This is a genomic window from Loktanella sp. 3ANDIMAR09 (assembly GCF_001420005.1).
Lineage (GTDB): Bacteria > Pseudomonadota > Alphaproteobacteria > Rhodobacterales > Rhodobacteraceae > Loktanella.
In genome coordinates, this window is record NZ_LJAK01000006.1 from 225,413 (window position 1) to 245,377 (window position 19,965).

At 62.3% G+C, this 19,965-nt stretch carries 18 protein-coding genes; 7 read left to right on the plus strand and 11 right to left on the minus strand.

Annotated elements, in window-relative coordinates; genetic code table 11:
- Nucleotides 1-153 precede the first annotated feature (153 nt).
- Genes AN189_RS11295 through uxaC form a run of 10 tightly spaced genes read right to left on the minus strand, consistent with a single transcriptional unit; the run spans nt 154 to nt 10,422 of the window.
- Nucleotides 154-1,677, minus strand: coding sequence for a UxaA family hydrolase (locus AN189_RS11295; protein ID WP_056035633.1), 1,524 nt, complete (start codon nt 1,675-1,677; stop codon nt 154-156).
- Nucleotides 1,670-2,842 carry a mannonate dehydratase gene (gene uxuA, locus AN189_RS11300; protein ID WP_056035636.1) on the minus strand — a complete coding sequence of 391 codons (1,173 nt, stop codon included), beginning with the start codon at nt 2,840-2,842 and terminating at the stop codon, nt 1,670-1,672. Before uxuA ends, AN189_RS11295 begins: the two co-directional genes overlap by 8 nt.
- A complete protein-coding gene (locus AN189_RS11305) occupies nt 2,839-4,278 on the minus strand; it encodes a mannitol dehydrogenase family protein (protein WP_056035639.1) in 1,440 nt (479 codons plus the stop codon). Before AN189_RS11305 ends, uxuA begins: the two co-directional genes overlap by 4 nt.
- Nucleotides 4,256-4,999: a 2-dehydro-3-deoxy-D-gluconate 5-dehydrogenase KduD gene (gene kduD, locus AN189_RS11310; RefSeq protein ID WP_056035642.1), complete on the minus strand. Its 744-nt coding sequence runs from the start codon at nt 4,997-4,999 to the stop codon at nt 4,256-4,258. Before kduD ends, AN189_RS11305 begins: the two co-directional genes overlap by 23 nt.
- Nucleotides 4,996-5,820: a 5-dehydro-4-deoxy-D-glucuronate isomerase gene (kduI, locus tag AN189_RS11315; protein ID WP_056035807.1), complete on the minus strand. Its 825-nt coding sequence runs from the start codon at nt 5,818-5,820 to the stop codon at nt 4,996-4,998. The genes kduD and kduI overlap by 4 nt, the downstream gene beginning before the upstream one ends.
- Before the next feature lie 18 nt (nt 5,821-5,838).
- A complete protein-coding gene (locus AN189_RS11320) occupies nt 5,839-6,144 on the minus strand; it encodes a cupin domain-containing protein (RefSeq protein WP_056035810.1) in 306 nt (101 codons plus the stop codon).
- Between the two features lie 8 nt (nt 6,145-6,152).
- Nucleotides 6,153-7,433 carry a TRAP transporter large permease gene (locus AN189_RS11325; protein WP_056035645.1) on the minus strand — a complete coding sequence of 427 codons (1,281 nt, stop codon included), beginning with the start codon at nt 7,431-7,433 and terminating at the stop codon, nt 6,153-6,155.
- A gap of 1 nt (nt 7,434) precedes the next feature.
- Nucleotides 7,435-7,956 carry a TRAP transporter small permease gene (locus tag AN189_RS11330; RefSeq protein WP_056035648.1) on the minus strand — a complete coding sequence of 174 codons (522 nt, stop codon included), beginning with the start codon at nt 7,954-7,956 and terminating at the stop codon, nt 7,435-7,437.
- A 55-nt stretch (nt 7,957-8,011) separates the two neighbouring features.
- Complete coding sequence (locus AN189_RS11335; protein ID WP_056035651.1) at nt 8,012-8,992, minus strand: TRAP transporter substrate-binding protein; 981 nt, start codon at nt 8,990-8,992, stop codon at nt 8,012-8,014.
- A 23-nt stretch (nt 8,993-9,015) separates the two neighbouring features.
- Nucleotides 9,016-10,422: a glucuronate isomerase gene (gene uxaC / locus AN189_RS11340; RefSeq protein WP_056035652.1), complete on the minus strand. Its 1,407-nt coding sequence runs from the start codon at nt 10,420-10,422 to the stop codon at nt 9,016-9,018.
- A gap of 147 nt (nt 10,423-10,569) precedes the next feature.
- Between uxaC and AN189_RS11345 the strand changes: the two genes are divergently transcribed.
- Together AN189_RS11345 and AN189_RS11350 are read left to right on the plus strand one after the other, a co-directional pair.
- Nucleotides 10,570-11,301 (plus strand): GntR family transcriptional regulator, encoded by a 732-nt coding sequence (locus tag AN189_RS11345; RefSeq protein WP_253279605.1) that lies wholly within the window; start codon nt 10,570-10,572, stop codon nt 11,299-11,301.
- Nucleotides 11,298-12,197: a sugar kinase gene (locus AN189_RS11350; RefSeq protein ID WP_083484367.1), complete on the plus strand. Its 900-nt coding sequence runs from the start codon at nt 11,298-11,300 to the stop codon at nt 12,195-12,197. Before AN189_RS11345 ends, AN189_RS11350 begins: the two co-directional genes overlap by 4 nt.
- A 106-nt stretch (nt 12,198-12,303) precedes the next feature.
- On the opposite strand, the gene AN189_RS11355 is transcribed toward AN189_RS11350, so the two are convergent.
- Entirely contained in the window at nt 12,304-13,266 is a 963-nt protein-coding gene (locus tag AN189_RS11355; RefSeq protein ID WP_367379435.1) for a LysR family transcriptional regulator, read from the minus strand.
- Nucleotides 13,267-13,346: 80 nt separating this feature from the next.
- On the opposite strand from AN189_RS11355, the gene chvE reads away from it, so the two are divergent.
- The 5 genes from chvE (at nt 13,347) to AN189_RS11380 (ending at nt 19,961) form a co-directional block, all read left to right on the plus strand.
- Nucleotides 13,347-14,402, plus strand: a complete 1,056-nt coding sequence (gene chvE, locus AN189_RS11360) for a multiple monosaccharide ABC transporter substrate-binding protein (protein WP_056035661.1) — start codon at nt 13,347-13,349, stop codon at nt 14,400-14,402.
- Between the two features lie 141 nt (nt 14,403-14,543).
- Complete coding sequence (gene mmsA, locus AN189_RS11365) at nt 14,544-16,046, plus strand: multiple monosaccharide ABC transporter ATP-binding protein (RefSeq protein ID WP_056035815.1); 1,503 nt, start codon at nt 14,544-14,546, stop codon at nt 16,044-16,046.
- 15 nt (nt 16,047-16,061) lie between these two features.
- Nucleotides 16,062-17,291 (plus strand): multiple monosaccharide ABC transporter permease, encoded by a 1,230-nt coding sequence (gene mmsB, locus AN189_RS11370; protein WP_056035663.1) that lies wholly within the window; start codon nt 16,062-16,064, stop codon nt 17,289-17,291.
- Nucleotides 17,292-17,295: 4 nt separating this feature from the next.
- The gene (araD, locus tag AN189_RS11375) at nt 17,296-19,038 is read left to right on the plus strand and encodes an L-arabinonate dehydratase (RefSeq protein WP_056035665.1); all 1,743 of its coding nucleotides are present in this window, start codon (nt 17,296-17,298) and stop codon (nt 19,036-19,038) included.
- Nucleotides 19,038-19,961: a Gfo/Idh/MocA family protein gene (locus AN189_RS11380; RefSeq protein ID WP_056035668.1), complete on the plus strand. Its 924-nt coding sequence runs from the start codon at nt 19,038-19,040 to the stop codon at nt 19,959-19,961. Before araD ends, AN189_RS11380 begins: the two co-directional genes overlap by 1 nt.
- The last annotated feature ends 4 nt before the right edge of the window (nt 19,962-19,965 follow it).

The following is a 19,965-nucleotide window of genomic DNA, read 5'->3' on the forward strand; positions in this document are numbered from 1 at the left end:
GCCTTGGCGAAAACCTGACGCCACAGGACGGCTATCGCGATAGACCCGCCCTGCACTGGCGGCACATGATACGCCCTCCGCCAGACCCGGTCGCCTTGGGCCGGTCGTTCGGCGAACCGCCACCGATGCATGCGATTGAAACAGCTCTCCGGGTCACATCACTGCTCCGATTTGCCAGGGCACGAATTCGTTGTCACCAAGGCCCAGCGCCTCTGACCTGGTCGTTTGCCCCGATGCGGTGGCGCGGATCAGGTCAAAGATTTCGCGCCCCTTGCGGGCAAGCGTGGTGCCGCCGGACAGGATGTCGCCGGTGTTCAGGTCCATGTCGTCAGGCATCTGGGCAAACAGACGGTCCGACGTGGCCAGCTTGATCGTGGGGGCCGGTTTCGATCCAAAGGCCGATCCGCGACCCGTCGTGAACACCACGATCTGCGCACCACCCGCGATCTGCCCCGTGGCCGACACCGGGTCGTAGCCTGGTGTATCCATGAACACGAAACCGGGCTGCACCACCTGTTCGGCATAATCATAGACCGCCATCAGCGGGGTCGCCCCGGCCTTGGCCGCGGCACCCAGTGACTTTTCAAGGATCGTGGTGATGCCGCCCTGCTTGTTGCCGGGACTTGGGTTGTTGTCCATCGAACCGCCGTTCAGGGCGGCGTAACCTTCCCACCACTTGATCTGTGCGATCAGTTTGTCGGCCACGGCCTGGCTGATCGCACGGCGCAACAGCAATTGTTCGGCCCCGTAGATTTCCGGCGTCTCTGACAGGATCGCGGTGCCGCCTTGGGCCACGATCAGATCGCTGGCGATACCAAGCGCCGGGTTCGCGGTGATGCTGGAAAACCCGTCGGACCCGCCGCACTGCAATGCGACACGCAGCGCGCTCATGGGTTGGGGGGTGCGGGTGATGTCATTTACCGCAGGCAGGATCTGCGCCACATGCGCCTTGATCGCGTCCACCGTGGCGCGGGTGCCGCCAGTGTCCTGAATGGTCAGCGCGTGGAACCGGTCGGTGCCCGCATCACCGAAATGCGATTGCATCCGCGCGATCTGCATGACCTCGCATCCAAGACCGACAAAGACCGTGGCACCCACGTTCGGGTGGGTGGCATGGCCCCACAGAACCCTGTCCAGAATGTCATAGCCGCGCCCGCTGCCCGCCATGCCGCAACCGGTGCCATGGGCCAGTGCCACGATACCATCGACATTGCAGTAGTCATCAAGAAGGCCACTGGCCTCGATCTCGGCGGCGGCCCGCCGGATCACCGTGGCCGAGCAGTTCACCGTCGCCACAAGGGCCACGTAATTGCGCGTGCCGACCCGACCATCGGCGCGGGCATATCCGTCAAAGGTCAGCGCCTCGATCTGCGGGATCGCCGCTTGTGCTGACGCCAGATCGGCCCCGATGGCGTAATCCTGTTCGGGATTGGCAAAGGCGCAATTGTGGGTATGGACATGCGCACCCGCCGCAATCGCCGCGGTGGCCCGACCGATGAAGTGTCCGAACTTGACGACCGGCGCGCCCACAGGCATCGCGACACGCGCAACCTTGTGCCCCGACGGGACCGGTGCCACAAGCGGCGCACCAAGGCCCAGTGGATCCGTGCCTGCACCAGCACGTTCCGTCAGGACGGCGACCGTATCACCGGGGTGCAGGACCAGCGGATCAATCATGGGTCAACGCCTTGATCACGCCGCGCAGCTCTGCCAGCCCGCGCAGTCGACCGATCAGCGGATAGCCGGGGATCAGGTCGCGGGTCAGGTCCGACAGCATGTGGTGGCCATGATCGGGTCGGAACGGGATCGCATGGTCGGCGCGGCCTGCATCGCGGCGGCGCGCCTGTTCGGCCAAGAGCACGCGGATCAGCGCAACCATATCCGTGTCGCCCTCCAGATGATCCGATTCCGCGAACGATCCATCCGGGTCCTTTCGGACGTTGCGCAGGTGCGCGAAATGAATGCGGTCCGCCACTCGGGCCGCAATCGCGGGCACGTCATTTGCGGGATTTGCCCCGAGAGAGCCGGAACACAGCGTGATCCCGTTCGCAGGGCTGTCGTGCGCCTTCAGCACCCAATCAAGATCCGCACCGTCAGACACGATGCGCGGCAGACCCAGAATGTCACGGGGCGGGTCATCGGGATGCACGCACAGCCGCACTCCCAGATCTTCGGCGGTCGGCACCACCTCGTCCAGGAACCGCTTGTAGTGACCGCGTAAGGCGTCGCGGTCGATGCCATCGTATCCCGCGAGGGCCGTTTTCAGACCCGCTGTATCGTAACGGTCGAACGCCCCCGGCAATCCCGCCATGATCGCAGACAGCAAACCAGCGCGGTCGTCCTCTGTCGCTGCCTGAAACCAGGCCGCAGCCTTGGCCAGCACTTCGGGGCTGTAGTCATCTTCTGCCGCGCGGCGTCCCAGCATGTGAATTTCAAACGCGGCCATGCGCACGGCGTCGAACCGCAGGCAGGTGGCACCGCCGGGGACAGGGGCCGCCAGATCGGTACGCGTCCAATCCAGCAACGGCATGAAGTTGTAACAGATCGTGGTCACGCCTTCGGCCGCGAGATTGGCCATGGACTGACGGTAGTTGGCAAAGAGGTTGGTCAGATCGCCCTCGCCCGTCTTGATCCGCTCGTGGACCGGCAGGCTCTCGACCACGACCCAATCGAACCCCGCGTCCACGATCTGACGCTTGCGCGCGGCAATCGCGTCTTGCGGCCAGACCTCGCCGTAGGGGATGCCGTGCAGCGCGGTGACGATGCCCCGCGCGCCGGTCTGTGCCACTTCACCCAGCGAAATGCTGTCGAATTCTCCGTACCAGCGCCAACTTTCGATCATCGGACGACCCTCTTGATTCCCGCACGGACACCGTCCTGCCAGATGACCGTTGCGGCCTGCGTCACAGGCCCCTGCAAACGATCAACCAGATCGCGGGGAAAGATGTCCTGGACCGACAACAAGGCCGCGACGATACCGGCAGGGTCCGCCTGGGACTGTACCAGGGCATGCAGACGGTCGGCCATGGGATCGCGCAGGTCGATGGGCTGTCCTGCCTCGTCCGTGCCGCTTACATAGCGCATCCAGGCGGCGATGGCCGTGCAAAGTCCCTCGACGGGTCGGCCCGCATCCAGGTTGTCGCGCACCGTGCCCAGGATGCGTTGTGGCAGTTTCTGGCTGCCGTCCATCGCGATCTGCCAGGTCCGGTGACGGATCGCGGGGTTGGCATAGCGGTCCATCAGGGCATCGGCATATTCGGTCAGGCTGACCCCCTGCGGCGCAGTCACGGCGGGCGAAATTTCGGACCACAGGGTCCGCACATAGGCGGCGAAATCCGGGTCCGCGACGGTGTCCGCGATGGTCTCGTGCCCTGCCAGATAGCCGGTATAGGCCAGCGCGGAATGGGTGCCGTTCAGCATCCGCAGCTTCATGTCCTCGTGCGCGGTGACGTCCGCCACAAGTTCGACACCCGCCGCCTTCAGGTCGGGGCGGGCGCCACCGACGAAATCATCCTCGACGGCCCATTGCGAAAACGGCTCGTGCAGCACTGGTGCTGCGTCGGGGATGCCGGTCAGGGCAGTCACACGCGCGATGTCGGCCTGAGTGGTTGCGGGGGTGATCCGGTCCACCATCGTTGACGGAAACCTGCCCTCGGCTGCAATCCAGTCCGCAAGCGGCGGATCAATCTGCCGGGCGAGTTGCAACACCATTTCGCGCACAAGCCTGCCGTTGTTTGGCAGGTTGTCACAGGTCAGCACCGTAAAGGGAGGCGTGCCCGCAGCCCTGCGCCGCGCCAGCGCCCGCACCAGAAACCCCGGTGCAGACACGGGCAGGTCCTGCGACAGATCGTGCCGGATATCGGGATGATCAAGGTTCAACGCACCGGTCGCGGGATTGTGGCAATAGCCCTTTTCCGTGACCGTCAGCGTGACGATCCGGACGCCGGGATCGGTCATCACAGCCAGCACCGCTTCGGGATCTTCCGGCGCGACAAGCACGTCGTTGAGCAGCGTGATATCGCGCGTCTGCTCGCCTTCGGGGGCCAGTGTGACCGAGGTGTAGTGCCAGTCACGCAGGCGCAGCGCGTCGCGGGTGTCGGGGCTGCGCAGGGACACGCCCACGATGCCCCAGTCCCCACCCGATGCCGCCATCGCGTCGGCCACATACACGCATCCGAATGCGCGAAAGAAAGCGCCAAGTCCCAGATGGACGATGCCGGTTGCCGGACGCGCCACCGCGTCATTCATTTGACCGTCAGCGGGCAAGCCAGCCTCCATCCACGTTGAGGATCGCGCCATGCACATATCCAGCCGCAGGCGAGCACAGATAAACCGCAGCCCCGGCGATGTCCGATGCCGCGCCCCAGCGGCCCGCCGGTATCCGTTCAAGGATCGCCCTGTTGCGGTCAGGATCGGCGCGCAGCGCCTCGGTGTTGTTGGTTTCGATATAGCCGGGGGCCACGGCATTCACATTGATGCCCTTGGCCGCCCATTCGTTGGCCAAAAGCTTGGTCAGGCCGGCGACACCGTGTTTGGACGCGGTATAGCTTGGCACGCGGATGCCACCTTGAAACGACAACAACGACGCGATGTTGACCACGCGGCCCGTGCCCCCCCGCGCGAGGATCGCCCGCGCAAAGGCCTGTGTCGTAAAGAACAGCGCCTTGAGGTTCACATCCATCACCGCGTCCCAGTCCGCTTCGGTGAAATCGACCGCGTCGTTGCGCCGGATGATACCGGCGTTGTTGATCAGAATGTCGATGGGCTGGTCGTCGAACAGCCCCTGCCCCGCCATCGGACCCGCGAAATCCACCAGCACGGACGTTGCGGCACCGCCCGCATCCGTAATCATCGCGACTGTCTCGTCGCAGTCACGACGGCCCGCGCAGATCACCTCTGCGCCGGCCTGCGCCAGACCGACCGCGATGGCTTGTCCGATGCCGGTGTTGGCCCCGGTGACCAGCGCACGGCGGCCTGTCAGATCGAACGGCGTGCTCACCGCAAATCCCCCATGGCGACCATGTCCATATCGGTAAAGTCGACGTTGTCGCCCGCCATCGCCCAGCAGAACGTATAGGACGACGTGCCCGCGCCCGCGTGGATCGACCAGGGCGGAGAGATCACGGCCTCTTCGTTGGCCATGACGATGTGGCGGGTCTGGTCCGGCTCGCCCATCAGGTGAAACACACGCTGGTCGGCGGATAGCTGAAAATACAGATAGGCCTCCATCCGGCGGTCGTGCAGATGCGCGGGCATCGTGTTCCAGACCGATCCTTCGGCAAACTGTGTGTATCCCATCAAGAGCTGGCAGGATTTGCAGACCTCTGGGTGCAGGAACTGGATGATCACGCGCTCGTTCGCGGTTTCACGCGCGCCCATTTCGACGCGGCGGGCATCTTGCAGCTTGATCAGGGTCGTGGGGTAGGTCTGGTGCGCCGGTGCCGACAGCACATAGAACCGCCCAGCGCCGGAAAATGCGACCGGCCCTGCCCCCAAGCCGATATACAGAACCTCGCCTGTCTCCAGCTCATGGCTTTCGCCGCCGACACTGACCGTGCCGGTCTCACCAATGTTGAGCACGCCCATCTCGCGGCGTTCCAGGATCGTGGCGGTGCCGGTGGCTTCGACCTTGTCCAGCGTCAAGGTGCCGCCCGCGGGCACGGCAGAGCCGAGGATCAGGCGGTCATAGTGGCTGTAAACCAGATTGATCTCGCCGTCCGCGAACAACCCACCGACGTGAAAATGGTCGCGCAACTGATCTGTGTCCAGCGTCCGGGACGTGGCGGGATCGATCGCGTGGCGTGTTTGGGTTTTCAGCATGGTCATGGTCTTTCTGGTTCAAAGAAAATCGTCGCGACGGGGTGTAAAGGTATCGATCAGCGTCCCCGCCGCGTGGCAGGTGCAGCCGTGCCGGGCACCAGAGGGGATCAGCAGGCTGTCGCCCGGCCCCAGATCATGGGTTGTGCCATCGACGGTAAAGGTAAATCGCCCGCTTTCGACATAGGTGGCCTGCACGTGCGGATGATCGTGCAACGCGCCCCGGGCGTCCGTGTCGAACCTGAAGGCGACAACCATCAGATTGGGGTTTTCGGCCAGAACCTGACGGGTCACGCCGGGGTCTGTCGGAACGATGGGATGGGACATGGCGGACCTCATCTGAACAGCGCCGGCAGCCACAGCGACAGCGCGGGAATATAGGTGACAAGCATCAGGGTCAGGAACGCGGCCCCGTAGAATGGCCAGATCGTGCGCACCGCATCCCAGACGGGAATCCGGCCAACAGCGCAGCCCACGAACAAAACGGCCCCTACCGGCGGGGTACACAGCCCGATGCCAAGGTTCAGGATCAGGATCACGCCAAAGTGGACAGGATCGACCCCAAAGGCCACGGCCACCGGCAGAAAGATCGGTGTCGTGATGACGATCAGCGGCGACATGTCCATGAACGTGCCCAGGATCAGCAGGATCACATTGAGCAGCAGCAGAATGACGATCGGGTTGTCCGACACGTTCTGCAACAGGGCGACCATGGACGCGGGCACCTTGGTATAGGCCAGCAGCCAGCCAAAGGACGCGGCGCATCCGATCACCAGCAGCACCATGGCCGTTGTGCGCACGGCGGCGAATGTCGCTTCCTTGAAATCGTGCCAGCTGAGGCTGCGATAAACGAACAACGTCACGACCAGCGCATAGACCACGGCAATGTTCGACGATTCCGAGGCGGTAAAGATGCCGGATCGCACGCCACCGAAAATGATCGCCACAAGGATCAGGCCCGGCGCTGCAGAGGCAAAGAGCGTCCCGATCATGCGAAATCCCTGGAATGGCTGGACAGGGTAGCCCTTGCGCTTGGCGACCCACCAGGCGGCCAGCATCAGCAGCAGCGCCAGCGTGAAACCGGGGATGATCCCTGCGGTGAACAGATCGGCGATGGAAATGCGCCCGCCCGCCGCGATGGAATAGATGATCATGTTGTGCGACGGGGGCAGCATCAGGGCGATGATCGAACTGACCACCGTGATGTTCACCGCGTAATCGACATCATAACCGCGTTCCTTCATCTGGGGGACCATCAGGCCGCCCACGGCGCTGGCGTCCGCTGCGGCAGAGCCGGAGACACCGCCGAACATGACCGATGACAGCACGTTGACCTGTCCCAGTCCCCCGCGAAAATGCCCGACAAAGCCGCTGGCAAGCGCCACCAGACGCCGCGCGATATCGCCGCGCACCATCAGATCGCCCGCATAGATAAAGAAGGGGATCGCCATCAGCGCAAAGACGGACACGCCGGAATTCAGGCGTTGGAACACCACGACCGGGGGCAGGCCCAGATAGGCGATGGTCGCAAAACTGGACAGACCCAGGCAGAACGCCACCGGCGTCCCGATCAGCAGCAAAAAAACGAATGTCCCGAACAGAACGTAGAGCTCCATGCTACGCGGCCTCCGGGTCTTCGCCGAACCGCGCCGTGGGCAGGCCCGCAGCACGGCGCAACACGCGTTCGATGGAAAACAGGACGATCAGGATGCCGCCCGCGACAAGCGGCGCGAAATCGAACGCGCCAGAGATACCGAGGCTAGGCAGGACATTGCCCGCAGTGCGCGCAGCCAGCTGCCAGCCGAACCAGATCATGCCGATCCCAAAGGCCGTCACGGCGATGTCTGAAATTGAATAAAGCACCAGTTTCGCCCGCAACGGCAGCACGTAGAGCAGCACGTCAAAGGACAGGTGGTAGCCTTCGCGGATACCCACGGCGGCCCCCAGAAAAATGAACCAGCCCATGATCATGACCGACGCGGGTTCGGTCCAGATGATGCTGTCATTGAGGATGTAGCGCCAGACTACCTGAGCCGCGATCAGCGCGGTCATCAGGACCAACCCTGCTCCGGCCGCCCACAGAGCCAGCCGGGACAGATGCCCCGTCCAGATCGCCGCTTTTTCCATCGTCTGCCGCATATTTCCCCCCGCAAAAATCGGCCCGCCGCATAAGGGCGGCGGGCCGAAGGCGTGTTTATTCAGTGGCCTGAATGTCCGCGACCATCTGCTGCAACACCGCAGAGGTGACGTATTTGTCGTAGACGGGCCCCATCGCCTCGATAAACGGGGTCTTGTCGATGTCGCTGATGACCTCGACGCCAGCCTCACGCACGCGTGCCTCGGATTCGGCTTCGCGGGCGGCCCAAAGTTCACGCATGACAGGCACCGAATCTCTGGCAGCCTGACGCACGATCTCCTGATCCTCGGCGCTGAGGCCATCAAAGGTCGATTTCGCCATCACCAGTACCTCGGGCACGATCAGATGCTGATCGAGGGTGTAGTATTGCGCCACCTCGAAATGGCCCGAACTGTCGTAGGACGGCCAGTTGTTTTCTGCCCCGTCGATGACGCCGGTCTGGATCGAGGAATAGACCTCGCCATAGGGCATCGGGGTTGCGTTCGCGCCCAGCGCATCAACCATGTCGACGAACATGTCCGACTGCATGACGCGGAACTTCATGCCGGCCAGATCGTCGATTGATGTAATCGGCTTTTGGGAATTGTAGAAACTGCGCGATCCGCCGTCATAGAACGCAAGGCCCACCAGATCGTGGTCGCTGAACGCATCCAGGATCTGTTGCCCGACGGGACCGTCCATGACTTTGTGCATGTGGTCGGTCGAGCGGAAGATATAGGGCAGCGACGGAACCTGCGTTTCCTCGATGATGTTGTTGAACGGCCCGAGCGAGACACGGTTCATGTCGATCACGCCGAACTGCGTTTGTTCGATCGTGTCCTTTTCCTCGCCCAATTGCGCGGAATGAAAGACCTCGACGCACAAACGACCGTCCGTGCGTTCCTCAAGCAGGCGGCCCATTTCCTCGACCGCTGCAACCGTCGGATACCCGTCGGGATGCGTGTCGGACGACCGGAACGTCGTTTCGCAGGCGGATGCGGCAGTGACGGTTGCGACGCTGGCCAACAGGGCCGCACCTAGTGTTTTCGTGTAGTTCATCTTTCCCTCCCAGAAAATGCTCGTCAGAGCTTGTAGGCCTGTTTTGCAAGCCGGTAGCTGAGGTCATGCGCGACCTCGGGTGCCTCGTCCCTGTCCAGCCGGCCAGTCGCGACCAGCATGGCAAGAAACGTGCAATCGACCCGGCGCGCCACGTCGTGGCGGGCGGGAATGGAACAGAATGCGCGGGTGTCGTCGTTGAAACCGACCGTGTTGTAGAAACCGGCGGTTTCCGTCGCCATTTCGCGGAAACGCATCATGCCTTCGTAGCTGTCATGGAACCACCACGGCGGGCCAAGACGCAGCGCAGGATAGACACCCGCCAGGGGGGCAAGTTCGCGCGCGTAGGACGACTCGTCCAGCGTGAACAGGATGATCGTCAGTCCGGCATCACCGCCGACCGCGTTCAGCAAGGGGCGCAATGCGGTCACATAGTCGGTGCGCATCGGGATATCGTATCCTTTGTCACGACCAAAACGGGCCATGATGTCCGCCGAATGATTGCGCGCAGCGCCCGGATGAATCTGCATCACCAACCCGTCGTCGCGTGACATCCGCGCCATTTCGGTCAGCATGTGCCCACGAAAACGGTCCGCCTCCTCGCCACTGCACTTGCCCTGAAGTGCGCGGTCAAACAGCGCCGCAGCCTCGCCCTGGGGCAGGTCCTCGGTCCGGGCGGTCAGGTGGCCGTGGTCCGTGGATGTGGCACCGAAAGATTTGAAAAACGCACGGCGGTTGCGGTGGGCGGCCAGATACCCACCCCATGTGGTGGCATCCTCGCCGGCCATTTCGCCCATCCTTGCCACGTTGTCCGCAAACCCGTCGCATTCCGGATCAATGACCGTATCAGGACGATAGGCCGTGATGACGCGGCCATCCCATCCGCTGTCGCGGATCATCTTGTGCCACCTGAGGTCATCAATCGCGCTTTCCGTCGTGGAAATCGCCTCAATGTTGAAACGCTTGAACAGGGCGCGGGGACGAAACGCGTCGGTTTTCAGGCAGGCGTCGATATGATCGTAAATCGCATCCGCCGAGGCCGCGGACAGACGCTCCTCCACGCCGAACACCTCTTGCAGGGCATGATCCACCCAGATGCGCGACGGCGTGCCGCGAAACAGATGGTAGTTGGACGCAAACAGGTTCCAGATTGTCCGGCTGTCGGTTTCCGTTGGGCCCCCATCGACGCGCGGCACGCCCAGATCCTCGAGCGCGATCCCCTGACTGTGCAGCATCCGGAACACGTAGTGATCCGGCGTCACGAAAAGCGTCGCAGGGTCCGCAAAAGCCGCATTTTCGGCAAACCAGCGCGGGTCGGTATGACCATGGGGGCTGATGATCGGCAGGTCCCTGACACCATCATAAAGATCACGCGCCAATGTCCGAACGGCCGGATCGGTCGCGAACAGACGATCTCTATCAAGTAACGACATGCGGCCCCCATTATTGTCGGCACCCTGTCCGACTCTCCCAACTGATATCCTAGTAATCCAGAATATCATGTCAACTAATATCCTAGTTGCAAGGCGGCACGTTCTGCGGGATAATCCATCGAACGTGCGATAACTGGGGAAACGGCCATGAAAATGAACGGCACAATGTCGTCGGGGGCATCAGACATCAGTCTGCCGCTGCTGCGACAGATTCCCCAGCCAACGGTCGCCGATCAGGTGTTTGACGCCCTTCGGCAGCGCATTCTCACGCTGGAGCTTCCGCCGAACACCAAAATTTCCGAAGCCGAAGTGTCAAAGCTGATGGGCGTTTCCCGGCAACCCGTCCGAGAGGCGTTCAAGCGGCTGGCCAAGCTGGGATTTCTGCACATCCGCCCACAAAGCAGCACGACCGTCAGCCTGATTTCAGAAGAAGCGGTGTTGCGTGCCCGGTTCATCCGAACCGCACTCGAGGTCAAAACCTGCCGGACGGCCTGCGAAACATCCACCCCCCAGAAGCTGGCTCCCCTGCATGCATTGATCGCGCGTCAGAAAGAGGCAATCGCCGCACAGGACAGGGACCTGTTTCATGCACTGGACGAAGAGTTTCATATCGCAATCTGCGGCTTGGCCGACGTCCCTTTTGTCTGGGACATCATTCAGGACAGCAAGGCGCATATGGACCGCATCCGCATGCTGTCACTGAATACGACGTCACAGAAACTGGCGCTGCAGGAACATGTCGCAATCCTGGACGCCATTTCGGCGCGGGACGCTGATACGGCCGAGGCCGCAATGACCGGACATCTGTCGCGCATTGTCGTTGTGATCGAAGAGCTCAAGAAAGAGCAGCGCAGTTTCTTTCAGGAAACGGACTCTTGACACGGACTGTCTGCATCGGTGAGTGCATGATCGAAATGGCACCGACCGACACCGAAGGCGCGTTCCGGATGGGCTTTGCCGGCGACACCATGAACACCGCCTGGTATCTGCGCAGATTGCTCGGGACTGGTCATCAGGTCGATTACTTTACAGCCATCGGGACTGATTCCGCCTCGCAGCAGATGTCTGCCTTCCTGCAACAGGCCGGACTTGGCGTGGACAGCATCATCCGCCGCAGTGACCGGACGGTCGGCCTCTATGTGATCCGGCTGGACAACGGTGAACGCAGTTTCAGCTATTGGCGCGGGCAAAGCGCGGCGCGGACGCTGGCGCAGAACAAGGCAGCGCTGACCGCCGCGCTGCATGGCGCGGATTATGCCTATTTCTCGGGCATTACGCTTGCGATCCTGCCCCCATCAGACCGGGCGCGGCTGCGCGATGCCCTCGCGGTGTTTCGTGCAAACGGGGGCCAAGTCGTGTTCGATCCCAATTTGCGCCCTGCCTTGTGGTCTGATCCACAACAGATGCGGGACGAGATCATGGCAGGCGCGGCGATCAGCACGATCATTCTGCCATCACACGAGGACGAAGCGACATGGTTCAACGATCGAGATCCCGCAGCGACCGCGTCGCGCTATGCCGCTTGCGGCGCGCAAACAATTGTCGTCAAGAATGGCTCTGGGCCGATGTTGACCTGCGCGGACGGGGTCATGACATCGCACGCCCCCGTCACGGTGCAACAGGTGATCGACACGACAGCCGCAGGTGACAGTTTCAACGCAGGCTTTCTGGCGTCCATCATGCGCGGTGCCCCATTGTCCGAAGCCGTGCAAAACGGCGCACAGGTCGCCGCACGGGTCATCCAATCGCGCGGTGCCCTGGTGGACCTGACCTGACGCATTTGTCCCGTCACGCGTCCGTTGACATCTGCAACCGGATCACACCGCGAAACCCAGGGATGAAACACCCCGACCCCGTTGCCGCAGCCCCATCCGCAAGCCGCTAAAGCCGCGACAACACCTCGTCCAAGAGGCGCTGCGCGATGGGGGACAAATGGCGATCCGCGCGGTAGAGAACCAAGAACGGCGACACGGCAATGTCTTCTGCGATGTCGATGACGCTCAGTTCCGAATTGCCGCGGGACAGGACCTCTGCGACTTCTTGGGTTTGCGGGGAAATCGCGTCCGAACTGGTGATGAGGCTGAGGGCAATCAGCAGGGACGAGCTGTTGATCACATGCTTGGGCGTGGCCAGACCGCTTTGCAGGAATTGCCGTTCGACCGCCGTCCTGATCGGGGAACCGGCCTCTTGGATGACGAATGCATAATCCAGCGTATCCGCAAGCCCGACCTGCCGCCGCCCGGCAAGCGGGTGATCGGCACCCACCAGCAGCCTGACCCGCTCACTGCGCCCGGGGTGCGCGCGCAGGGTTGCAACGTCGCTTTTGACCCCGACCCGCGCAAGGACGAAATCAAAATGCCCCTCTTCGAGCCCCTTCAACAGATCGACCGAGGGGGCGACCTCGATCGTGGGCTGCATGTCGGGTGCCGTATCGCGGACCGCAAGGAGTGCCGGCACCAACGCGCTGACGGCAGGCCCGGTGACCGACCCGACCCGCACTGTCCCGGCCTGACCGTTCTGCAACCTTGCGATGTTGTCCGACAGGGCATCGACCTCTGACAGGATGACGCGGGCATGACGCAGGAACGCCTCACCCAGTTCGGTCGCTGCCATGCCACGCGGCAGGCGGTCGAACAATGCGCCGCCGATCTCGGTTTCGATTTCGGCCAGCAGCCGGGACGCGGCAGGTTGCGACATGGCCACGGAATCGGCCGCCAATTGCAGTTTTCCGCTTTCTCCTATTGCGCGCAGGAGGCGCAGGTGGGCGGGTTTCAAGCGGTTTGCAAAGGGAAATGACATGCCAAAGCATACCATTTTAGATATGCCGGTCCATATAATTTGCATTAGATTGGTATGACGGGATCAGCTAGGCAACACGAGGAAGGCTGCAGCGGAGGACGCGCAGACCTCGGGAGGAGAAAATCATGACCCTTAAGTCCATACTTGTCAGCACTGCACTCGTCACGACCCTCGCCACCGGCGCATTCGCCGAAGGCCTTGTCGGTATCGCCATGCCGACCAAATCATCCGCACGCTGGATTTCTGATGGCGAATCCATGGTCCAGCAATTCGAGGAAGCCGGCTACGACACCATCCTGCAATATGCCGAGGATGATATCCCCAACCAGCTGGCGCAGATCGAAAACATGATCACCAATGGCGTCGACGTTCTGGTCATCGCGGCGATCGACGGCACGACCCTGTCGAACGCGCTGGAAAACGCCAGCTTTGCCGGGATCGAGGTCATCGCATACGACCGCCTGATCCGCGACAGCGAGCATGTCAGCTACTACGCGACCTTTGACAACTTTCAGGTCGGCGTGCAGCAGGCCGAAACACTGGTCGCGGGCCTGGAAGAGCGTTTCGCCGACGCGGAAACATGGAACGTGGAATTGTTCGGCGGCTCGCCCGACGACAACAACGCCTATTTCTTCTACGATGGCGCGATGTCGGTCCTGCAACCGCTGATCGACGATGGCCGCGTCACGATCGTATCCGGCCAGATGGGCATGGACACTGTCGGCACCCTGCGCTGGGACGGTGCTGTTGCACAGGCCCGCATGGATAACCTGCTGTCCGCGCATTACACCGACGCACAGGTCCACGGCGTTCTGTCGCCCTATGACGGCCTGTCCATCGGCATCCTGTCGTCGCTCAAGGGCGTGGGCTACGGGTCCGGCGACACGCCCATGCCGATCGTCACCGGTCAGGACGCAGAAGTTCCTTCGGTCAAGTCGATCATTGCAGGCGAGCAATATTCGACGATCTTCAAGGACACCCGCGAACTGGCCCGTGTCACCGTGGGCATGGTCGAGGCCGTGCTGGAAGGCGGCGAGCCGGAAATCAATGACACCGAAACCTATGACAACGGCGTCAAGGTCGTGCCATCCTACCTGCTGGAACCGCTGAAGGTGACTGCCGACAACTGGGAAGAGCGTGTGATCGACTCCGGCTACTACACCATGGACCAGATCCAGTAAGCCACGGCCGCGGCGTCAGCTGACGCCAGCCACACAGGCGGGCCGGTCCGGATGACGGACACCGGCCCGCCACACCACGGCGGCAGCGCCGCCCAATCATTCAACTGACAGGATGTTGCCGTGCAGGACACTCTGCTGGAAATGCGTTCGATCACCAAAACCTTTCCGGGCGTCAAGGCGCTGGACGAGGTATCGCTCAAGGTGAAGCGCGGCGAAATTCACGCCATTTGCGGCGAAAACGGCGCTGGCAAATCAACGCTGATGAAGGTGCTGTCCGGCGTCTATCCTGCGGGCACTTATGACGGCGAAATCCACTACGACGGCGCGCTTGCGACCTTTCGCGACATCTCGGACAGCGAAAAGCGCGGAATCATCATCATTCACCAGGAACTTGCGCTGATCCCGCTGCTGTCGATCGCCGAGAACCTGTTTTTGGGCAACGAAAACGCCAACCGCGGCGTGATCGACTGGCACGGCACAAACCAGCGGACAGAAGCCCTGCTGCGCAAGGTCGGGCTGAGCGATGCGCCCAGCACGCTGGTCGACAAACTGGGTGTCGGCAAACAGCAACTGGTCGAAATCGCCAAGGCATTGGCCAAGGATGTGCGCCTGCTGATCCTGGACGAACCCACCGCCGCCCTGTCGGAAAGCGACAGCCAGACCCTGCTGGACCTGATGCTGGAGCTCAAGTCGCAGGGCATGACCCAGATCATCATCAGCCACAAGCTGAACGAAATTCGCAAGATCGCGGATACCGTGACTGTCATCCGCGACGGCCAGTCGGTGTCCAGCTTTGACACCAAGGGCGACGGCATCACCGAGGACCGGATCGTGCGCGACATGGTCGGGCGGTCGATGGAAAACCGCTATCCCGCCCGTACGCCGAAAATTGGCGACCGGATCATGAAGGTATCGAACTGGTCCGTCCATCATCCCGAACATGCCAATCGCAAGGTGATCCACGATGTGGATTTCGACGTGCGCGCAGGCGAGGTGGTCGGCATAGCCGGCCTGATGGGTGCGGGCCGGACCGAACTGGCCATGTCCATTTTCGGCAAATCATGGGGTCAGGGCATCAGTGGCCAGGTGGAAATGCGCGGCCAGCCTGTCGATGTCTCGACGGTCAGCCGCGCCATCGCCAATGGCCTTGCCTATGTGACCGAGGACCGCAAGAGCCTTGGTTTGATCCTGGACGACACGATCCAGCGCAACATCACCCTCGCGAACCTGCGGCAGGTGTCCAACGGCGTCGTGTTGAACAAGCATCGTGAAACCGAAGTTGCCGAAAAATATCGCGACGACCTGGCGATCCGCACGCCCGGCGTGTTCCAGAAGGTCGGCAACCTGTCGGGGGGCAACCAGCAAAAGGTCGTCCTGTCCAAATGGCTGTTCACCGCGCCAGAGGTGCTGATCCTGGATGAACCCACACGCGGCATCGACGTTGGCGCGAAATACGAAATCTACGGTCTGATCAACGATCTGGCCGCTGCCGGCAAGGGCGTGGTCATGATCTCGTCCGAGATGCCGGAACTGCTGGGCATGTGCGACAGGATTTACGTCATGAACGAAGGGGCCTTTGTCGGTGAAATGCCGGCGGCAGAGGCCAGCCAAGAGCGGATCATGTCGCTCATCGTCAATCACTAGGGAGAGGCCACAGGCATGACCATCGCCGAAGAAAAACTGGAAAAACCGCAGGGTCGTGGCGGCGTCGGGGCCTATCTGGCCGCAAACCTGCGGGAATACGGCCTGCTGTTCGCCCTGATCGCCATCATGGCGTTCTTTCAGATCGTGACGGGCGGCACGCTGCTGCGTCCGATCAACGTGACCAACCTGCTGTTGCAGAACAGCTATATCGTCATCATGGCGCTGGGGATGCTGATCGTCATCGTGGCGGGTCACATCGACCTGTCCGTTGGATCGGTCATGGGGTTTGTCGGTGCGTTGGCCGCCGTGATGATCGTGAACATGGATGTCTCCATCGGGGTCACGATGATCACCTGCATCATCGTTGGTGCCATCATCGGCGGTGCCCAGGGGTACTGGATCGCCTATTGGAAAATCCCGTCCTTTATCGTGACGCTGGCGGGGATGCTGGTGTTTCGTGGCCTGTCGCTGTGGCTTCTCGAAGGTCAGTCCGTCGGCCCGTTTCCGCGTGAATTTCAGGTCATCGCCACCGGTTTTGTCCCCGATGTGCTGCCCGGCGGAGAGGCGTTGGCCGGACTGCTGGACGTGCGCAACGTCAACGTCCTGGCCCTGTGCACGGGGGTGATCGCTGCCGCCTGGGTCGTCTGGTCCGGCATGAAACAGCGCGCGACCAACAAATCCTACGGAATCGAGGACGAACCGCGCGCATTTTTCGTCGCACGCATCGCGATCATTTCGCTGACGCTGGTGTTCATCCTGTACAAACTGTCGACCTTTCGCGGCCTGCCCAACGTGCTGATCACGATGGGGGTGCTAACATTCATCTACGCCTTTTTGACGGAACGCACCGTGCTGGGCCGCCGCATCTATGCGCTGGGTGGCAATGAAAAGGCCGCGAAACTGTCGGGCATCAAAACCGAACGTCTGACCTTCCTCGCCTTTGTCAACATGGGCATCCTTGCGGCCATCGCCGGTCTGGTCTTTGCCGCACGTCTGAACACCGCCACACCCAAGGCCGGTTTCGCACTGGAACTGGACGTGATCGCGGCCGTGTTCATCGGCGGGGCATCCATGTCCGGCGGGGTCGGCAAAATCGTCGGGGCCGTCGTCGGTGCCTTTTTGATGGGTGTGTTGAACAACGGCATGTCGATCATGGGGATCGGCATCGACTATCAGCAAATGATCAAGGGCCTCGTGCTTCTCGCTGCCGTGATCTTTGACGTCTACAACAAGCAAAAGGGCTGATCGCATGACCTTTGAACCCGCCGCATGGCCACGCCGCCTGCGGTCTCAGGACTGGTATTCGGGATCCAGCCGCGACGTGATCTACCATCGTGGCTGGATGAAAAACCAAGGCTATCCGCACGACATGTTCGACGGACGTCCCATCATCGGCATCCTGAACACCTGGTCGGATTTCACCCCCTGCAACGGGCACCTGCGCGAGCTGGCCGAAAAGGTAAAGACAGGCATCCTCGAGGCCGGTGGCTTTCCGGTCGAGGTGCCGGTGTTTTCGGCTTCCGAAAACACGTTCCGTCCCACCGCGATGATGTTCCGCAACCTCGCTGCCATGGCCACCGAAGAGGCGATCCGCGGCCAGCCGATGGACGGCTGCGTGCTGCTGGTCGGCTGCGACAAGACCACGCCGTCGCTGATGATGGCCGCCGCATCTTGCGACCTACCCTCCATCGTCGTGACCGGTGGTCCGATGCTGAACGGCTATTTCCGGGGCGAACGCGTCGGGTCCGGCACGCACCTGTGGAAATTCTCCGAAGCCGTAAAGGCCGGAGAGATGAGCCAGGAGGATTTCCTGGAGGCCGAGGCGTCCATGTCCCGGTCCACCGGCACCTGCAACACCATGGGCACCGCCAGCACGATGGCCAGCATGGCCGAGGCGCTGGGCATGTCCCTGTCAGGCAATGCCGCGATCCCCGCCGTCGACAGCCGCCGTCGTGTCATGGCGCAGATGTCGGGCCGCCGTATCGTGCAGATGGTCAAGGACGACCTGAAACCCTCTGACGTGATGACCAGACAGGCCTTTGAAAACGCGATCCGGACCAATGCCGCGATTGGCGGGTCCACGAACGCGGTGATCCACATGCTTGCCATGGCAGGACGTGTCGGTGTCGATATCACGCTGGACGACTGGGACCGCTGTGGGCGCGACGTGCCGACCATCGTGAACCTGATGCCATCGGGCAAATACCTGATGGAGGAATTCTTTTACGCAGGCGGCCTGCCTGTCGTCCTGAAACGGCTGGGCGATGCGGACCTGCTGCACAAGGATGCGCTGACGGTGTCGGGCGGCCCGATCTGGGACGAGGTCAAACACGTCCAGAACCACAACGAGGACGTGATCCTGCCTGCAGACAAGGCGTTGACCCAATCGGGGGGCATCGTCGTCGTGCGTGGCAATCTGGCCCCGAACGGTGCAGTGCTGAAACCCTCGGCCGCGACGCCTGCGCTGATGCAGCACAGGGGCCGTGCCGTCGTGTTCGAGGATATCGACGACTACAAGGCGCGCATCAACGACGACGCGCTGGATATTGACGAAACCTGTATCATGGTCCTGAAAAACTGCGGACCACGGGGATACCCCGGCATGGCAGAGGTCGGAAACATGGGCCTGCCGCCCAAGGTGCTGAAAAAAGGCATCACCGACATGATCCGCATTTCGGACGCCCGCATGTCCGGCACAGCCTATGGCACCGTGGTCCTGCACACCTCGCCCGAGGCAGCAGCCGGTGGCCCGCTGGCCGTCGTCCGGTCCGGTGACATGATCGAACTGGACGTGAAAAACCGGCGTCTGCATCTGGACATCTCCGACGCGGAACTGGCCGACCGGCTGGCCGCATGGACCCCCGCCCACGAGGTCGCGACCTCGGGCTACCTGATGCTGCATCAGACACACGTCGAAGGTGCCGACACCGGTGCCGATCTGGATTTCCTCAAGGGATGCCGGGGCGCGCCGGTCGGAAAGGACAGTCATTGATGAAAATTGCATTGGTCGGCATCGGCAAGATCGCGGTGGATCAGCATATCCCCGCGATCAACAACAGCCCCGACTGGGAATTGGCCGCGACCGTCAGCCGGCACGGGTCCGTGGACGGGGTCGAGGCCTTTACCGATCTGGGTGACATGCTGGACGCGCGTCCCGACATCCGCGTGGTGTCGCTGTGCCTGCCCCCTGTCCCGCGATTTGCCTACGCCATGCAGGCGCTGGCAGCGGGCCGTCACGTGATGCTGGAAAAGCCGCCGGGTGCGACATTGGCCGAATGCCACGCGCTGACGGCCAAGGCGCAGGCAGACGGACTGTCGCTGTATGCGACGTGGCATTCGCGGCAGGCCGATATGGTCGCAGCGGCCAAGGATTGGCTGGCGGACAAGCGGCTGACGCGGTTGCATGTGACATGGAAAGAGGACGTGCGCCGTTGGCATCCCGGTCAGGACTGGATCTGGGAACCGGGCGGACTGGGCGTCTTTGATCCCGGCATCAATGCCTTGTCCATCGTGACGGACATCCTGCCGCATCCGATCCACGTGACCGGTGCCACGCTGAAGGTGCCCGAAAACCGCCAGACCCCGATTGCTGTGGATCTCGCCTTTCATCACCCGCAGGGCGCAGTGGTCACGGCCGACTTCGACTGGCGACAGGAGGGCGACCAGATCTGGATGATCGAGGCCGAAACCGAGGCGGGCAAACTGACGCTGACCGACGGTGGCGCGACCCTCAAGATCGACGGCGAACGTTCTGGCACGGCGGCACCGCTGGGCGGCGAATACCCCCGCCTCTATGCGCAGATGGCGCAACTGATCGCAGGCGGCGGCATCGACATGGACCTGCGGCCCATGACGCTGGTGGCCGACGCCTACACGCTGGGACACCGCGAAACCGTCGCACCATTCCATGACTGACAGA

Excerpts from the sequence above, each read along its gene's own strand:
- AN189_RS11335 (WP_056035651.1), bottom strand. The coding sequence starts at position 8,992 with ATGAACTACACGAAAACACTAGGTGCGGCCCTGTTGGCCAGCGTCGCA.
- uxuA (WP_056035636.1), bottom strand. The coding sequence starts at position 2,842 with ATGATCGAAAGTTGGCGCTGGTACGGAGAATTCGACAGCATTTCGCTG.
- AN189_RS11355 (WP_367379435.1), bottom strand. The coding sequence starts at position 13,266 with ATGCAAATTATATGGACCGGCATATCTAAAATGGTATGCTTTGGCATG.
- araD (WP_056035665.1), top strand. The coding sequence starts at position 17,296 with ATGACCTTTGAACCCGCCGCATGGCCACGCCGCCTGCGGTCTCAGGAC.
- AN189_RS11345 (WP_253279605.1), top strand. The coding sequence starts at position 10,570 with ATGAAAATGAACGGCACAATGTCGTCGGGGGCATCAGACATCAGTCTG.
- AN189_RS11320 (WP_056035810.1), bottom strand. The coding sequence starts at position 6,144 with ATGTCCCATCCCATCGTTCCGACAGACCCCGGCGTGACCCGTCAGGTT.
- mmsB (WP_056035663.1), top strand. The coding sequence starts at position 16,062 with ATGACCATCGCCGAAGAAAAACTGGAAAAACCGCAGGGTCGTGGCGGC.
- kduI (WP_056035807.1), bottom strand. The coding sequence starts at position 5,820 with ATGCTGAAAACCCAAACACGCCACGCGATCGATCCCGCCACGTCCCGG.
- AN189_RS11380 (WP_056035668.1), top strand. The coding sequence starts at position 19,038 with ATGAAAATTGCATTGGTCGGCATCGGCAAGATCGCGGTGGATCAGCAT.
- uxaC (WP_056035652.1), bottom strand. The coding sequence starts at position 10,422 with ATGTCGTTACTTGATAGAGATCGTCTGTTCGCGACCGATCCGGCCGTT.
- AN189_RS11330 (WP_056035648.1), bottom strand. The coding sequence starts at position 7,956 with ATGCGGCAGACGATGGAAAAAGCGGCGATCTGGACGGGGCATCTGTCC.
- AN189_RS11305 (WP_056035639.1), bottom strand. The coding sequence starts at position 4,278 with ATGGAGGCTGGCTTGCCCGCTGACGGTCAAATGAATGACGCGGTGGCG.
- mmsA (WP_056035815.1), top strand. The coding sequence starts at position 14,544 with ATGCGTTCGATCACCAAAACCTTTCCGGGCGTCAAGGCGCTGGACGAG.
- AN189_RS11295 (WP_056035633.1), bottom strand. The coding sequence starts at position 1,677 with ATGATTGATCCGCTGGTCCTGCACCCCGGTGATACGGTCGCCGTCCTG.
- AN189_RS11325 (WP_056035645.1), bottom strand. The coding sequence starts at position 7,433 with ATGGAGCTCTACGTTCTGTTCGGGACATTCGTTTTTTTGCTGCTGATC.
- chvE (WP_056035661.1), top strand. The coding sequence starts at position 13,347 with ATGACCCTTAAGTCCATACTTGTCAGCACTGCACTCGTCACGACCCTC.